At 33.8% G+C, this 15,074-nt stretch carries 15 protein-coding genes and 1 tRNA gene; 5 read left to right on the top strand and 11 right to left on the bottom strand.

From position 1 onward, the window contains the following. Window positions 1–331: 331 nt before the first annotated feature. Window positions 332–1,888 carry a lysine--tRNA ligase gene (gene lysS, locus QXK50_04855; GenBank protein ID MEM2008491.1) on the bottom strand — a complete coding sequence of 519 codons (1,557 nt, stop codon included), beginning with the start codon at window positions 1,886–1,888 and terminating at the stop codon, window positions 332–334. 58 nt (window positions 1,889–1,946) lie between these two features. After that, window positions 1,947–2,384 (bottom strand): DUF120 domain-containing protein, encoded by a 438-nt coding sequence (locus tag QXK50_04850; protein MEM2008490.1) that lies wholly within the window; start codon window positions 2,382–2,384, stop codon window positions 1,947–1,949. 195 nt (window positions 2,385–2,579) lie between these two features. Here QXK50_04850 and QXK50_04845 point away from each other — a divergent pair, with 195 nt between their 5' ends. Next, window positions 2,580–3,170 (top strand): hypothetical protein, encoded by a 591-nt coding sequence (locus QXK50_04845; protein MEM2008489.1) that lies wholly within the window; start codon window positions 2,580–2,582, stop codon window positions 3,168–3,170. Window positions 3,171–3,267: 97 nt separating this feature from the next. Here QXK50_04845 and QXK50_04840 read toward each other — a convergent pair whose 3' ends face one another. Next, a complete protein-coding gene (locus QXK50_04840) occupies window positions 3,268–3,720 on the bottom strand; it encodes a hypothetical protein (protein MEM2008488.1) in 453 nt (150 codons plus the stop codon). 275 nt (window positions 3,721–3,995) lie between these two features. On the opposite strand from QXK50_04840, the gene QXK50_04835 reads away from it, so the two are divergent. After that, window positions 3,996–4,892, top strand: coding sequence for a radical SAM protein (locus tag QXK50_04835; protein ID MEM2008487.1), 897 nt, complete (start codon window positions 3,996–3,998; stop codon window positions 4,890–4,892). A 16-nt stretch (window positions 4,893–4,908) separates the two neighbouring features. Here QXK50_04835 and QXK50_04830 read toward each other — a convergent pair whose 3' ends face one another. The 8 genes from QXK50_04830 to QXK50_04795 form a co-directional block, all read right to left on the bottom strand. Beyond that, window positions 4,909–5,853: a cation transporter gene (locus QXK50_04830; GenBank protein MEM2008486.1), complete on the bottom strand. Its 945-nt coding sequence runs from the start codon at window positions 5,851–5,853 to the stop codon at window positions 4,909–4,911. 201 nt (window positions 5,854–6,054) lie between these two features. Further along, a tRNA-Leu gene (locus QXK50_04825) sits at window positions 6,055–6,142 on the bottom strand. Between the two features lie 59 nt (window positions 6,143–6,201). Then, complete coding sequence (locus QXK50_04820) at window positions 6,202–6,513, bottom strand: ASCH domain-containing protein (GenBank protein MEM2008485.1); 312 nt, start codon at window positions 6,511–6,513, stop codon at window positions 6,202–6,204. 3 nt (window positions 6,514–6,516) lie between these two features. Continuing rightward, window positions 6,517–7,137: a winged helix-turn-helix domain-containing protein gene (locus QXK50_04815; GenBank protein MEM2008484.1), complete on the bottom strand. Its 621-nt coding sequence runs from the start codon at window positions 7,135–7,137 to the stop codon at window positions 6,517–6,519. Window positions 7,138–7,271: 134 nt separating this feature from the next. Next, a complete protein-coding gene (locus QXK50_04810) occupies window positions 7,272–8,000 on the bottom strand; it encodes a TatD family hydrolase (GenBank protein MEM2008483.1) in 729 nt (242 codons plus the stop codon). A gap of 14 nt (window positions 8,001–8,014) precedes the next feature. Then, window positions 8,015–9,148: an AmmeMemoRadiSam system radical SAM enzyme gene (gene amrS, locus QXK50_04805; GenBank protein MEM2008482.1), complete on the bottom strand. Its 1,134-nt coding sequence runs from the start codon at window positions 9,146–9,148 to the stop codon at window positions 8,015–8,017. A gap of 78 nt (window positions 9,149–9,226) precedes the next feature. Continuing rightward, entirely contained in the window at window positions 9,227–10,135 is a 909-nt protein-coding gene (locus tag QXK50_04800; protein ID MEM2008481.1) for a hypothetical protein, read from the bottom strand. Then, entirely contained in the window at window positions 10,119–10,829 is a 711-nt protein-coding gene (locus QXK50_04795; GenBank protein ID MEM2008480.1) for a nucleotidyltransferase domain-containing protein, read from the bottom strand. The genes QXK50_04800 and QXK50_04795 overlap by 17 nt, the downstream gene beginning before the upstream one ends. Before the next feature lie 32 nt (window positions 10,830–10,861). On the opposite strand from QXK50_04795, the gene QXK50_04790 reads away from it, so the two are divergent. From QXK50_04790 to QXK50_04780, 3 genes are all read left to right on the top strand, one after another. Next, window positions 10,862–12,082: a site-2 protease family protein gene (locus QXK50_04790; protein MEM2008479.1), complete on the top strand. Its 1,221-nt coding sequence runs from the start codon at window positions 10,862–10,864 to the stop codon at window positions 12,080–12,082. Window positions 12,083–12,089: 7 nt separating this feature from the next. Then, window positions 12,090–12,542, top strand: a complete 453-nt coding sequence (rimI, locus tag QXK50_04785) for a ribosomal protein S18-alanine N-acetyltransferase (protein MEM2008478.1) — start codon at window positions 12,090–12,092, stop codon at window positions 12,540–12,542. A 106-nt stretch (window positions 12,543–12,648) separates the two neighbouring features. Further along, the gene (locus QXK50_04780) at window positions 12,649–15,072 is read left to right on the top strand and encodes a DNA polymerase II (GenBank protein ID MEM2008477.1); all 2,424 of its coding nucleotides are present in this window, start codon (window positions 12,649–12,651) and stop codon (window positions 15,070–15,072) included. The last annotated feature ends 2 nt before the right edge of the window (window positions 15,073–15,074 follow it).

Below are 15,074 nucleotides of genomic sequence, written 5' to 3'. Positions count from 1 at the left end.
CACTTATATCAGGAACAGACAGTAGAACAATAGTAATACCCAACATAGGCGCAACAACATCAACAGCACTAAACCTAAACATAGGAACATCAAATGTATATCTATCAGCAACATCAGCACAACCACAGACAAGGTAAGACTGTGATAAAAATAACCGAAAAAAATAACCAAAAAGTGTCTTAACCAGATAATCTAATTTTTTAAATTAATATTGATTTTAGAGGTATATATTGTTATGATGTTTATATAAGTATATGGGTAAATAATAGATAAATAGGTAGTAAATGTATTAAAGAAAAGATTCATAATGTGTGCATTGTGTGTATTTTGTTTAATACTTGTCTAGTTTGAATTTATTTATATAGTAACTCATAATATCATTATTTTTCTCGGCTATTGTTAGAAATTCATCCTGTTCCACTATTGTGAAGGGTATGACATCTTTTATGGACTGAAGTTCTAGCGTAACCATAACGAGTCTATATATCCCTATCCCTACTCCAGCAGTAGGAGGCATGCCATATTCGAGAGTTCTTACGTAGTCTTTATCTAGTGGATGATATTCAATTTCTTTACCCATTTTCTCTGTATGTCTTGATCTGAGTTCTTCTTCTTTTTTGAAGAAGTAGTACTGGACTATGGGATTGTTTAACTCGCTATAGCCATTTCCAATCTCTAGACCATTTATGAATATTTCAAATCTTTCTGCATATCTTGGATCTTCTCTATAGGGTCTAGCCAGAGGTGAAATATCTCTTGGGTATAGCGTGACATATGTAGGTTGAATTAATTTTGGCTCCACTATTTTTTCGAATATTTTCTCGATTATTTTCCCTCTTCTTGCATCTTCAATGTTTATTTCGAGAGATTTAGCTACATCTATAAGTTCCTCAATTGATTTATCTTTAACCTTAATACCCCCATAAATTTCTATGGAATCTTCAAGCCCTATTCTCGTCCATGGTGGTTTGAAATTCAATTCAATTTTTTCATCGTTCTTCTCTATCTCAATAACATAGTCTCCGAAAACCTCTTTAATCGCATTTGAAACCATTTCTTCTACAAGTTTCATCATATCGTTCCAATCAGCAAATGCTTGGTATATTTCTATTTGAATGAACTCAGGATAGTGTTGTGCATCTATATCTTCGTTTCTGAAACATACAGATATCTCATATACTTTGAACAAATTCCCTACGACACATCTCTTTAGGTATGTTTCAGGAGCTATACTTAAGTATACTGTTCTATCTAGAGCATACATTTTCGTTATGAAGGGTCTAGCTAATGCACCTCCATATATGGGTTGAAGCTTTGGTGTATGAACCTCTATAAATCCTCTGTTGTCTAGGAAATCCCTGAAGCTCTTCTCAATTCTATGAGTAACAATAATAGCTTTTCTTGATTTAGAATTTAGCATTATATCTAGGTATCTCATTCTATACCTCTTATCAGGATCTGCTAAACCATGCCATTTCTCCGGGTACTCTCTCCAAGCTATAGAAAGAATCTTCATCTCTTCAACTAATAATGAAAATTCCCCTCTAAGTGTTCTCATAGGTTTTCCTTTTACACCAATAATATCGCCAACATTGATCAATTCAACAACTTTCCACTGTTCCCCCCCTAGCACATCATGACGAAAAACAAGCTGAATAGTGTCAGTTGAATCATCTAGTACACCGAAAACTATCTTGCCATGCCTTCTTATACCCATAAGTCTACCAGCAATACTGTACATATCTGGAGATATCTCGCCATTACTAAGATTGCTATAAACCTTCTTTAACGTTCTAACATCTGTATCAACATCATATCTGTATTCATTTATATATGGATCTATACCTAGATCCATAAATTTCCAAAACCTATGCTTCTCGATAGCCATACTATTCACACATCACTTTGCTGTTTGTACTCTAAAGAAAATAAGTATTGTTGTAGCCTTATAGACAGAAGCATGGTGCAATTCCACTATGAGTAACAACAATATCTATACTGTCTCCAGATCTTTTACCTAATGTTTTTCTAAGAAATACATTGGATATTATTTCAAGAACTTGACTGCTATACAATGTTATTTCAGGTCTTACTATATATACCTGTAAACAGTCTATATATGCTTTCCATACGTAAACTTTGCCGAAACCTTCCATAGGTGGAGGAAGTGTATACATTGGTTTATCGACGCTAAAAACCAATTCAATAATTTTCGTGTACTCTCTATCTACAAGAATATTCAGTGTTCCTGGATAAGGCTTTATTCCCAAAACTCTTGATATATTGTTACTGTATAGCTGAACGTATCTAGCACCTTCACCTAATCCATCAATAACTTTACCCTTGATAATGATGTAGCTATCATCACAGGGTTTCTCGACCATTACTAACACCTAGAAAGCCATGTAGTTAATTTCATGATACTACAACAAAAATATTTTTCATATCTCTACCCATTAGCTTTAATATGACATCTTTTCATTTTGTACATAGCGAAGTGATTTTGAAAAGTTATAAGTTATGAAAATCTATAGAAATCTAGATGATGATGTGGGCAGCAACAGATCACGGTCTAAAGGATGAAGAGCCTAAAAGCTCACTCTGAAAGATCTCGGTCTCTATGCATGGGAAGCTGCTGTATCTCTATAGACAATTTTACCTCTATTACGGATACTATATCGAAGATCTTAATCCAGAAAGAACTATCCAAATGCTCTCTTAACCCGAAACTTATCGATAAACTTGAAACGCTCAAGAATCTTTCAATCAATTCTACAGAAAGATTTTTAGCGTTAATCAATCATATAAAGAGTGATAAAAATAATATCAACATCGAACCATATGTAAATACATTCTGTAACCTGGCCAACAACATCATTGAGTTGAGAAATATTGTAAGAGAACTGCTTGAAGAATCTTCAATAAAATTCTGTAACGATATCTCAAGAAAGTTAAATGAAGTTAGCAATATAATTGGTACAATTAGTGTAACATTTAGTATTTTAGCCTTAGCCGCTTTAGCTAAAATTAATAACATGTCTATGAATTTAAGTGGTAAAATAGCTTCATCATTGGCTTCCCTGATCTTTGCATTTCTATTAGATATACATACAGACAATATCAGAAAAGCTTTGATTATGTGCTATTCTACGGAGATTCAAATTGAGTAACAAGCTCTTCAATATAAAAATGGACTTGAAGTCGATAAGCTATACCTATGATCTAAATCTAAACAACCAAAAAGTACATAAACATAAATAATACATACTATTTTTTACCCTTGGTGACATAAACCGATACTGACTTACTACCATGTTTTTCAGCTGATTTATATCCTATGTAGTACCCTATTACGACAGCTATTATTGCCACAAACATTACTATACTTGTAACTAGCTGAGGATTCATTGATGCGCCTATACTCACAACATTTGTTACTGTGAACGTATGAAATATGACAAGTTCTTTAGTTATCGTAACCGTTGATTGGATTACAGTTAGTGTAGTGATGTTTTGAGCTTCACTAATCTGTGTCTCTGTAGCGGTTGTCTCCGTATCAAGTGCCTGGATCGTAACTTCATTAGTAACTGTATTAGCATTGATCTTTGTCTTCGTTAACAATAAATCATTATAACCATAGGCTTTACTGTAACATATCAAGTTAACATTTATTACAATGAAAATAAGTATCAACATTATACCTAGTCTTATCATGTTCATTAACGTTTTCACCTTATTCAAATGGTTTAGGAAACAAATAAAAATATTGATGATAAATACGTATTGTCTCTAAATAGAGTTAACGTTATTCTATTAAAATGCTACATATCGTTAAGACCTCTATCAATGCTAGCAATGTAAACCGTATGTTTGTGACTTACAAATTAATAAAAACACTTATTGAATTACTTAATATGATCCAGATATCAAATGTTTTGGGACAATCTTTATAACTGGTTAAAAACTAAGATATTGAATTAAACGGAATGAGTATAATGTACCTACGTGTTATTAAACCTTTTAATCCTTGGAAATCTGGGCTCTGTACATGTCCATACAAATGGGTACTACATCCATATACTGGATGTAGCCATAACTGTTTGTACTGTTATGCAACAAGCTATATCCCTAAACATAGTAATGTAAGACCTAAAGAAAGATTCATAGATAGGTTAAGAAAGGATGTTGTGAAACTTCCTAAGAATTCATTAATAGAGATATCCTCTAGCAGTGATCCTTATCCATCAATAGAGACTAGGTATCGATTAACTAGAAGCGTTTTAGAGATACTGCTCAGTCATGGGTTTAAGACTCTTATCGTAACCAAGAGCTCTATGGTTACACGAGATCTAGACATATTGAGAAGATATAGGGATAGCGTAGTTGTATCAATAACTATTACAACACTAGATAGTTCTATATCTAGTAAATTAGAGCCCGGTGCTCCCTTACCTAATGAAAGAATTAAAGCTATAGAAATCCTCACAAAAAATGGTTTAAATGTTGTTGTTAGAATAGACCCAATAATACCATACATAAATGATGACTATAACGATTTAAGGAACTTGATTAAAATGCTGAATACTGTTGGGGTTAAACAGATAACTACATCAACATATAAGGCAAGAAACGATAGCTTAACGAGAATTCTTAAAGCTTTTCCTAATATCAAGGATAAGCTGATTGAAATGTATAACAAAGACTCTTCGGAGTACATCCATGGTTATCGCTATCTAAAATCTAGCATAAGGTTTCACTATATGGCCATGATTAGAGAAATTGTGACAGAAGAAGGATTAGTCTTTGGAACATGTAGAGAGGGTTTCAAGAATCTTAATACACCTGGGTTTGCATGTGATGGTTCAACACTTATGTATATGAATTCGAGCTAGATGCCTTCATGTCTAGTTAGTACTTCCTTGAATATTGTTTCTCAGATTTTCTAACTTTTCTATATCTTTTCTTTGGATAAAACACTACATCAACATGATATATGAGTTCAGATACTTCTCTACATATTATGTTTACTGTCTCCCTAAGTTTATGAGCTTCACCTATTGTTGTCTTGGGGTCTAGGTATATCTCGACCTTAGCTATGTAAATCGATCCGATCTTCTTGAGTTCAACATTACCTAAGACCACCTTGTCACTAACAATCTTATTGAGTCTCGATACAAGTTCTATCTTAAGATGAGGATTGGATTCAAAACCCAGGATAGATTTTAGTATATCCTTAGCTAAGCTTAGGAGTGTCTGTAAAGCGACAAAAAACACGAATAATACTACAACGAGTTCTATAATCAAGTTCTTCGTTAATGCAGTTAATACTATCCCTATAGAGACTATTATCGACACTATAACATCTATTATAGCATGTGTTGAGTCTATTTTCAATATCTCTGTCTTTAACCTTCTGTACGCTTTCTTTTCAATAGAAAACGTAATAAATGTTATGATGCCCCCAATAACTGTAATTATTGCTAGATAGATATTAGTTGTTGAGGGTTCCATCATTGAAGTAGAATGTGCTGATACATACTCTATCAATGACAGTATATAGAAACCAAAAACAACAAGGATCACGAAAATGGATATCATGTACTCTAATATGAATACACTCCAATCAAACTTTCTATAGATTTTGGATATAATGAAAAACATTATTAGTGAAATAATTTCCAGAGCTGTATCTACAATCCAGTGAACAACATCTGTATAAAGTATCATTGAAGAATACATGTAGGCAAAAACAAACTCTATAACCAGGCCCGCGATAGAGAGAAGAACAACTACTATGAGCATCCTATACGTTTCTCTAAATCTATACCTAATTTCTTTCATGCTTGCATTCATTAATACCTCACACTCAACCAACTTGTATCTACTTAAATTATACTGAATTCAAGGACACCATCTGTACAAATGATATCCTTGAATTCAGTATAATTATTGATTTTGTTTCTTGCACAGAGATCTAGTGTCTCTGGATCTAGATATTAGTACATGATCTTATTCAATATTTAATGTATATTCATACAGCTATTAACAATTAATTGGTGCGGGGGGTGGGATTTGAACCCACGCAGGCCTACGCCATCGGGTCCTAAGCCCGACCCCTTTGACCTGGCTCGGGCACCCCCGCACTAATATGAAACTCCATAAATTTTTATTTAAGCTAGAGTTTATATCTCTTAAATATCTTTAATATAACTGAAACTCAATTATATATACTTCTGAATCCGTATTTATTCTTCTGCTACCATATATTTTAGCTAATGTTTTTATCAAGTCCTCTATACTTTTAAACCCATCGCTTCTTATCTCTTCAGCACTAAGTTCATTCAATTTTTTTCTATAGATTCTCTTTATTAATGCCTTACCTATTCTAACATGACCTACATAGACTTCTACTGTATCTCCTTCCCTAAGATTTGTAGAAAGTCTTATTGTGGTGGTTTTCTCGCCAGATAGTATTTTTCCAGCATAATCAAGCTTGAACACTAGTTTTTTCATCTTTTATTCCTTTTCCTCATGCCCTTCTTCATCAAATGGCGACTTTACTATCAGATAGCCACTCTTTATTATACTCACGATATCTCTATATGTTACCTCTCGAGCTATCTCTGTAAATGCTTCTAAAGGTATTTCAGATCTTACTTTTATTTCAAGTTTTCGAGCCAAATTCTTGACAGCCTTAAGACAACTTTCAGCAATACTACATACATCACATCTACATGATTCACCTTTGACAAGAACAAACCCTACATCTTCGTCAGCAAAGCCGCCTTTGTCAGCATATATTTTCAGTTTAATGCTTTCTTCACTATCTAGCTCTACATCATATACTAAGAAGAATCTGGCCGCTATATAGAATCTACCATTCCTATAAATTACTAGGCCATTTTTACGAAGACTATGTAGATGTCTATATATCGCTGTTCTAGAAAAACCTAAGGCTGTAGCTATATCGAGAGCCGAAGTATAACCTTTTGCCATTAATGACATTATCGCGCATCTAACATCATTTAAGATACATCCTAGAAACGTTCTATAGTTGATTAATCTAATTAGGTCTATATTTTCTGGATATTCTTTGGGTAAAGATAATGCCTTCATCCTCTTCAGCGATTCCAACACAATTTACCACCGGGTTGAATATATTTTATTTTGAACATTTAATATCTTTCTGGAAACCTAGAAAATAGTTAACTTTTATACTTGGTTAACCTTACGGTACTTCAATGAACTCGATAATTACGCCTTGTATTTATCTATATGTGTTTCAGCAACTTGTAAATGTTTCTTGAAATAGCTTCATGTACCTCTTCTTCACTAATTTTTTTAATCATAGCTATGTGTTTAATGACATTAGGTATGTGTTTTGGATGTAACTCTAGGCCTTTGTATTTATAGGGAGCATCGCTTTCAACCAATATTAGGTCTATAGGGGCCTGTGCTATTACATCTCTCTGCTTTTGTTGAATAGCTATTGTAGGATTTACCGTTATTAAATAACCTCTATCGTTTATCTCTTTAATAAGTTCTAAGGGACCTGTATACCAATGAATTATAGCCATAGGTATATCATTTTTAGCAAGTATATTAAGTACCTCCCTCCAAGCACCCGCTGCATGAATATTTAAAATCATATTCATTTCTTTGGCTAACTCGATAAATATCTCGAAAACTTTTAATTGATGGTGATACGTATCCTGCTTAAACCTCTTGTCTAAACCTACTTCACCTAGAATTCTAATTTCGTTACCTTTTTCTCTAGCTAGATCTGATATCTTTTTTGCTTCATCAATAGAGTCTGCATCTACAGACCAGGGATGCAAGCCCACAGATGGTATGATCCATCTATATCTTTTCGCAAGGTCTAGTGTTCTTATAGATGATCGATGATCATCACTCACAGCTATAAGATATGTTACCAGCTTTCCTATATCTTTGATTTCCTCATTAGGAAACTCATGGATGTGACAGTGAGCATCAACGATATTGCTACTAATTTCTATTGTTTCCCACCTAACACAAAATTCTTTATATTATTGAACGGTATGTGTATGAACTCTGTATATGTATCTAACGGTAGATAAACAAATCTGTCTGTTTTATACACAGGATTTACACCACCAACTATGTTGAGTTTATATCCACAGAAACCACATCTCGAATCATTTTGTATATTTGATTCAACTATATCGAACCCTATCCTTTTTATTACTGGTCTTCCGCAGTTTGGACAGTAGGTATGTTCATAATTATGACCAGGTACGTTTCCTATATACACATGCTTTAAGCCCTCGTTTCTAGCTATCTCTATATGTTTTTCAAGAATCTTTACTGATGATGCTGGAACATCAATCATTTTGTAATCTGGGTGAAACCTCAAGAAATGTACTGGTGTCTCTGGACCTAGGTTTTCTGTTATCCATATAGCTAGTTTACGTACCTTATCTAGGTCTTCACCATATCTAGGTATTACTAGATCTGTTATTTCAATAAATATTCCTTTTCTTTTCAATTCAATTAAAGTATTAAATACATGTTCCACATTAGGTACATAACAAATCTTTTTAGCAAGTTCTGGATCGCCATGACCTTTAAGATCTACTGTAACAGCATCCACAAATTTAGAAACAAGATCTATAGTTTCATCAGTCATATAACCGTTTGTAACCATGGTATTAAACAGATTATTCTTTTTTGCCAGTATACCCACATCGTATGCATATTCTATGAATACCACAGGTTCGTTATAGGTATAAGTAATGCCTTGTGCACCATAAGCTAAAGCTAACTCGACTGCAAGTTCTGGTGAAACCTTCCAGCCGGTTATCACTTTCCTTTGCGATATATCCCAATTTTGACAAAATTGGCATGCCCAACTACATCCTGTTGTAGACATCGAGTAAACCATTGAACCTGGATGGAAATGATAGAGGGGCTTCTTCTCTATAGGGTCTATAGCAACAGCTATAGAGATTCCATGTGAAACTAGGTAAAGCTTTCCATTGAAATTCCATCTTATTCCACAGAAACCATACAGAGAATCACCTATCTTACATCTTCTGGGACAAGCCGTACATTCAACAAGTTTTTTGGCAGGATCTATGATTCTGTAGAGTAATGCTTCTTTAGGCACATATCTTCCCCTCTATCTATTATCAATGTTGCTATACACAGATCTACAGTAACCTTAGGGTAATACTGTATACAATACTTATATCTTTATATAGTTGCTACATAAATGCATGAGGGGTACTATGTCTCTATCCCTCCTCCTAATCGTTCCATCATCATTAAGCTCATCTGTAGGTTGAGAACATATCCATGATTTTCTCTTAAGCCTATTCCTATGCTGAATAACATCCTTGTATAATGCTGAACAAAAGTGCACAGAGATGTTCAATCCTTCTTGAGAAGCTTTCTCTATTACTTTTTTTGCTACTTCAGCACTACCACGAACGCTTCTACCATCATCACTAAGTTTAAATCCTCGAATAAGTACGTCTTCTATATTTGTTTCACTAACCTCGAGTTCATTTATGTTAACAAATTTTGCGCCACTTTTTTCAGCATCTATAACTATCCTCCATAGCCAATCAAAATCCAGTAAAGCTGGAACCTCGATACCTACGTCCATGCTCGTCTCTCTAACAGTAAATTCAACAAGTTTCATTACACTACTATCAACTATATGAAACCTTATTTCATCTAGTCCTAGAGATGCGAGATGTTTTATGGCTTCCTTAGTTGTTCCGAAGCCTGAGGAATACAAATGGATATGGAACTTTTCTCCCAATACATCCTTAAGAGTCTTAATAATATTTGCAACAATGTAGTAGACCTGGAAGGGTTCACCACCTGTTATAGACGCTCCTTCTGCTTTTATAAAGACAATTTCATCTACAATATCCATCATATTCGCAAATCTCTCTTCATCGACATAGAATGCATTAGGTTTTCTACGCTCAAAGCTTATAGGACAATAAAAACAATCAACACCACAAGTACCAGAAACAAATATAACCGATTTAGATCCCTTGATACAGTACCTACATCCATTAGGAACTTCACCATACCATGTCCCTAAAATACCATAACTATATACCTTATGCGCAGAGCCCATATCTTGCCACAGCTCTCCTGAAGATCATATTATTTATGCAGAGTTTTTCTATAAATTGTTCTACTTCTTCAAAATACGGTACATCTATATCAATAAATAAACCTGTATGACCTTCACGAGATCTTCTAATCAGTGCTTCAGTACGATCTTTAACAATATCTATGGATACTCCCAATATCTTACAGACATAACCCTCATTACCTAGAACAGGTATCTCTACATGACCTCTATCAGTTGGTATTATGAGTAACAGGTTCTTGTTAACCCCATTAACCCTTCTTTCTGCTATAATATCGTCTCTAACGATATATCCGCTAAATCTGTAGTACTCGATCTCAAGATTCTCAAGAGGTGCTAAAGGTATTGATATGGATTCTTCTTCATATGGATCTAGATATACGTATACTTTAGGTGTATGTCTAGGTGTAGGCTGAACAATCCTAATGTTATGTACATTAATATCGTTCTCTTCTAGACACATTTTAATCATACCGATAGGATAGGGATAAAGTAAAGCCACATCAACATCGCTGTCCTTGGAAACATCTCCACGTGCTACACTGCCATGGATAATGGGTAACATATAGCCACAGTTCATAAGTACCTCAAGTAGCTTTAAACCCTTAGCTCGCTTATCTCTAAGAGTCTGCCAATGTTCATCTGAATATATAACCTCTTTCACATAGCTAACCATAACATGATCATCAAACAGTATGGTGTATGATATTGAATAACGCATTGGATATACTGGTATTTTTCGCAATATTTACTGTTGTTACAACATTATTAAATGTTTATACACGAGGTAAGCAATTAACTTTACATAGATTGAGACTACAATTTATTGTAGGAGGTGTTCTCCTGTTTATAGGTAAGAAAAGAACTCCCCACTTCTCTAGACCAATAGATAGAAAATTCCACATATTATTCGTAATTGTGACACTCCTCGGCATAATTTTATTCTATTCTGTATTTGTTCCAGAGATAGTAAAGTTTGTGAAATCATTTTTAGAATATGCAACTGGAACTTCCTCTATAGCGCCTCAACCAGTAATGGTGCCGGTGCCACTACTCTTTAAGTTTCAAGATATAGTTCCATACCTATTTATAGCTATAGGCATAGCAGTAATAGTGCATGAATTTATGCATGCATTTATAGCAATTATGGAAGGAGTATCAATTAAGAGCTGGGGTATTGGACTAATGTTCTTTATGCCGTTAGCTTTTGTTGAGCTAGATGAAAATAGTTTTAACAATTCTTCAAGAAGATCGAAAATAAATATAGTTTCTGCAGGCATTTTTGGTAATGCTATAACCACGCTAATTATCTTCTTAATTTTATTAACAATAAATACACTTACACCTATGATCATTGGCATACCATCTATAACCGTAGCGATAACATCTATTAATTGCTCTATCTGTAATACATCACTATGTCCAGCTAGAGTAGCAAATCTGAAACCGAATACCATAATAGTGGCAATCAATAATATCTCCATAGATAGTATTAACAAATTTGTATCAGTAGTACAAGAGCTTCCCATAGGTTCAAATATATCAATAGATATCTGTGACTATAATGGATTCTGTGAATCTTTAAACATATACTTGAATGCTCATAAGAAAGATAGTGAAACAATACCATGTATAGGAGCTGTTTTTGATTCTGCTACTGTATTTATAAAAAATGGTAAGCTATATAGATTGCCATGGTTTGAGAATTTAGTATTTTTACTAACAACTATATTGGTAATAAACTTCAGCCTCTTCGTGGTAAATGCTATACCGTTATTCATAACTGATGGTGCTTTATTTCTAAAATATTCAATTGATCAATCTTCAAAATTTAGCAAGATCGTGTCCATGAAAATTATCGATATATTGAATGCATTGATAATTATTGTAGCCACTAGTCTTTCATCATATATATTGCTTTCAGGGTAGATATAAATTGCATATTAGGCAAGCTAGAATAGAAGACCTAGATAACATTTATCGTCTTGAAACATTATGTTTTAAGGATCCTTATCCTAAAGAACTTCTGTATATGTTGTTAACACTTTATCCAGAATTATTTTTAGTGATAGAACAAGAATCAAATATCATAGGATATGTGGCTGGAATTGTGAGAAAAGATAATTTTGGACATATAATCTCTCTGTGTATCCATCCAGCATACAGAAGAAAAGGATTAGGTAAACAACTTGTAGCACACATAGAGAAAGTATTTAAAGAGAATTTTAATGTTTGTCAATATCGTTTAGAGGTTAGAACCTCCAATATCGACGCCATATCTCTTTACAAAAAATTAGGTTATAGTATTATCAACAGGATCTCAAACTATTATCCAGATGGAGAAGATGCATATATAATGATTAAATATGTTTGTCAGCATAATTGTTAACAATTCGTTTATAGGTATATAAGATTTAGCATATTGGTTATGTCATGATTTGTCCGTAAATCCATATAAGTTTCTTAAAACATTCAATATTTAGGTAGGAGTCGTAATGATCAATAAAGAAGATGCCATTGATGTATTTATACTTGATGTATCTTACGAGGTTTTGGGCAACGAACCCCATGTAGTTATATGGGGGGTGACTGAAGATAATAAACGTGTACTACTTAGAGATAGAAGGTTTAGACCTTATTTCTATGATATTGTTGAATATAGTTACTCGAATAAAGAAAAGCTTGAGGCCATAATAACTCAGATTAAGAAACTCTCTATACCTAAGTCACCTATACTATCTATAGAGGTTATGGAAAAACGCTTCAATGGTGAACATGCTACAGCACTAAAAATAACAACATTGCTACCGGAGTATGTACGTGAGTATCGAAATCATGTCTCTAGATTATTAGGAATTAGGGCTGTAGTTGAAGCTGATATAAGATTCTCAATGAGGTATTTGATAGACAATGATATTTATCCATGTACATGGAATAGATTTAAAGTTATGAGACAGGGTGTATCTTCAGGCTATAGAGTAGATGAAAAATTTGAAATCGTTGATGTGCTTGGCCGCATAGACAGAATATCTTTGCCTACTCTCAGAATCCTAGCTATAGATATAGAGGTCTATAATCCTCGTGGAACTCCAAGACCTGATAGAGATCCTATAATCATAATATCACTTATGAATTCTGAAAAAGAAATAGTAAAGATTACGGCAAGAGATAAAGATGATAGAAATTTAATAAAAGAGTTCATAGAATATGTTCGCAAATATGATCCAGATATAATTGTTGGCTATAATTCTAACCAATTTGACTGGCCTTATCTTATCGATCGATGTAGACATTTAGGTATAAAGCTTGATGTATCTAGAAAAATAGGTTCAGAACCTTCCAGAAGCATCTATGGTCATATATCTATTCCTGGACGTGTAAACGTAGACTTATTTGATTTTGCTGAAGAGATAGCTGAAATAAAAGTTAAGAGTCTAGATGAAGTAGCGGATTATCTTGGGGTTATGAAGAAAAGCAAGAGAACTACTGTACCTTGGTATGAAATACACAGATATTGGGATGACGAAAAACTACGTGAGATATTACTCAAGTACTCTGAAGATGATATTGTTTCTACGTATGGTATAGCTGAAAAATTCTTGCCATTCGCAATACAACTCTCTAGCGTAACCGGCATACCATTAGATCAAGTAGGTACCGCAAGTGTAGGTTTTAGACTTGAATGGTATTTGATGCGGGTAGCATATCATTATGGAGAATTGATTCCAAATAGAGCTGAAAGACCATATGAACCTTATAGAGGAGCCATAGTTCTAGAACCAAGAAAAGGTATTCATGAAAATATTGCTGTTCTTGATTTTTCTTCAATGTATCCGAATATAATGATAAAATACAACATAGGTCCAGATACTTATGTACGTGATCCGTATTTATGTAAAAACAATGATTGTTATGAAGTTCCAGAAATTGGATACAGATTCCTGAATCAGCCAACCTCCTTCCTTAAATCTGCACTTGAATCATTAATAACAGCTAGAAAAAGCGTTAGAGAACAGATGAAATTATATAAAAACAATGAATATGAATATAGACTTCTTGATGCTAGACAAAAAGCATTAAAAGTTTTAGCAAATGCTTGTTATGGTTATATGGGTTGGACTGGTGCTAGATGGTATTGTAAAGAATGTGCAGAAGCTGTTGCAGCTTATGGTAGACAGATAATCAAGATGGCGTTTAATTTAGCCAAGAAGTATAATTTGGAAATAATATATGGAGATACAGATTCTATCTTTGTTAAATATGAGCCCGAAAAGATAAATATGTTTATAGATGAGATAGAGCGTGAACTGGGGCTTGAGATAAAGATCGATAAAGTGTATAAAAGAGTGTTCTTCACAGAAGCTAAGAAGAGGTATGTAGGTCTTACCTCAGAAGGATTCATAGATATAGTTGGATTTGAGGCTGTTAGAGGTGATTGGGCAGATATAGCTAAAAATATTCAAGAGAAGGTTGCTGAAATAGTTCTGAAGACCGGAGATTACAAAAAAGCTGTAGATTATGTTAGAAAAGAGCTTGAAGATTTAAAGAGGAGTATAGCTGAAGGAAAGGTATTAATAGACTCATTCATTATTTGGAAAACCATCACAAAACCTATACCAGAGTATGAAGCGATGCAACCTCATATTGCTGTAGCTAAACAACTCATCAATATGGGCTATAAGGTTGAGGTAGGAGATAAAATAGGGTATGTGATATGTAGAGGAAACGGAAAGATTTCCGAGAGAGCTAGACCATATATCTCTACTGATGTGCGAGATATTGACATAGATTATTACATTGAACATCAGATAATACCCGCTGTCATAAGAATACTTGGATACTTTGGGGTCACCGAAAATCACTTAAAAGGAGTGGCGAGAAGTAGTAAATCGCTTTTCGATTATAGTAGGAAGGAGTAAAA

The organism is Ignisphaera sp. (assembly GCA_038831005.1).
Taxonomy (GTDB): Archaea; Thermoproteota; Thermoprotei_A; order Sulfolobales; family Ignisphaeraceae; genus Ignisphaera.
The sequence above is the reverse complement of the archived record's forward strand: the minus strand, read 5'-3'. Positions and strand labels throughout refer to the sequence as shown.

What these genes read in the sequence shown, in the direction of transcription:
- lysS (MEM2008491.1), bottom strand. Translation starts at nt 1,888, where the DNA reads ATGGCTATCGAGAAGCATAGGTTTTGGAAATTTATGGATCTAGGTATA.
- QXK50_04850 (MEM2008490.1), bottom strand. Translation starts at nt 2,384, where the DNA reads ATGGTCGAGAAACCCTGTGATGATAGCTACATCATTATCAAGGGTAAA.
- QXK50_04845 (MEM2008489.1), top strand. Translation starts at nt 2,580, where the DNA reads ATGAAGAGCCTAAAAGCTCACTCTGAAAGATCTCGGTCTCTATGCATG.
- QXK50_04840 (MEM2008488.1), bottom strand. Translation starts at nt 3,720, where the DNA reads ATGAACATGATAAGACTAGGTATAATGTTGATACTTATTTTCATTGTA.
- QXK50_04835 (MEM2008487.1), top strand. Translation starts at nt 3,996, where the DNA reads ATGTACCTACGTGTTATTAAACCTTTTAATCCTTGGAAATCTGGGCTC.
- QXK50_04830 (MEM2008486.1), bottom strand. Translation starts at nt 5,853, where the DNA reads ATGAATGCAAGCATGAAAGAAATTAGGTATAGATTTAGAGAAACGTAT.
- QXK50_04820 (MEM2008485.1), bottom strand. Translation starts at nt 6,513, where the DNA reads ATGAAAAAACTAGTGTTCAAGCTTGATTATGCTGGAAAAATACTATCT.
- QXK50_04800 (MEM2008481.1), bottom strand. Translation starts at nt 10,135, where the DNA reads ATGGGCTCTGCGCATAAGGTATATAGTTATGGTATTTTAGGGACATGG.
- QXK50_04795 (MEM2008480.1), bottom strand. Translation starts at nt 10,829, where the DNA reads ATGGTTAGCTATGTGAAAGAGGTTATATATTCAGATGAACATTGGCAG.
- QXK50_04780 (MEM2008477.1), top strand. Translation starts at nt 12,649, where the DNA reads ATGATCAATAAAGAAGATGCCATTGATGTATTTATACTTGATGTATCT.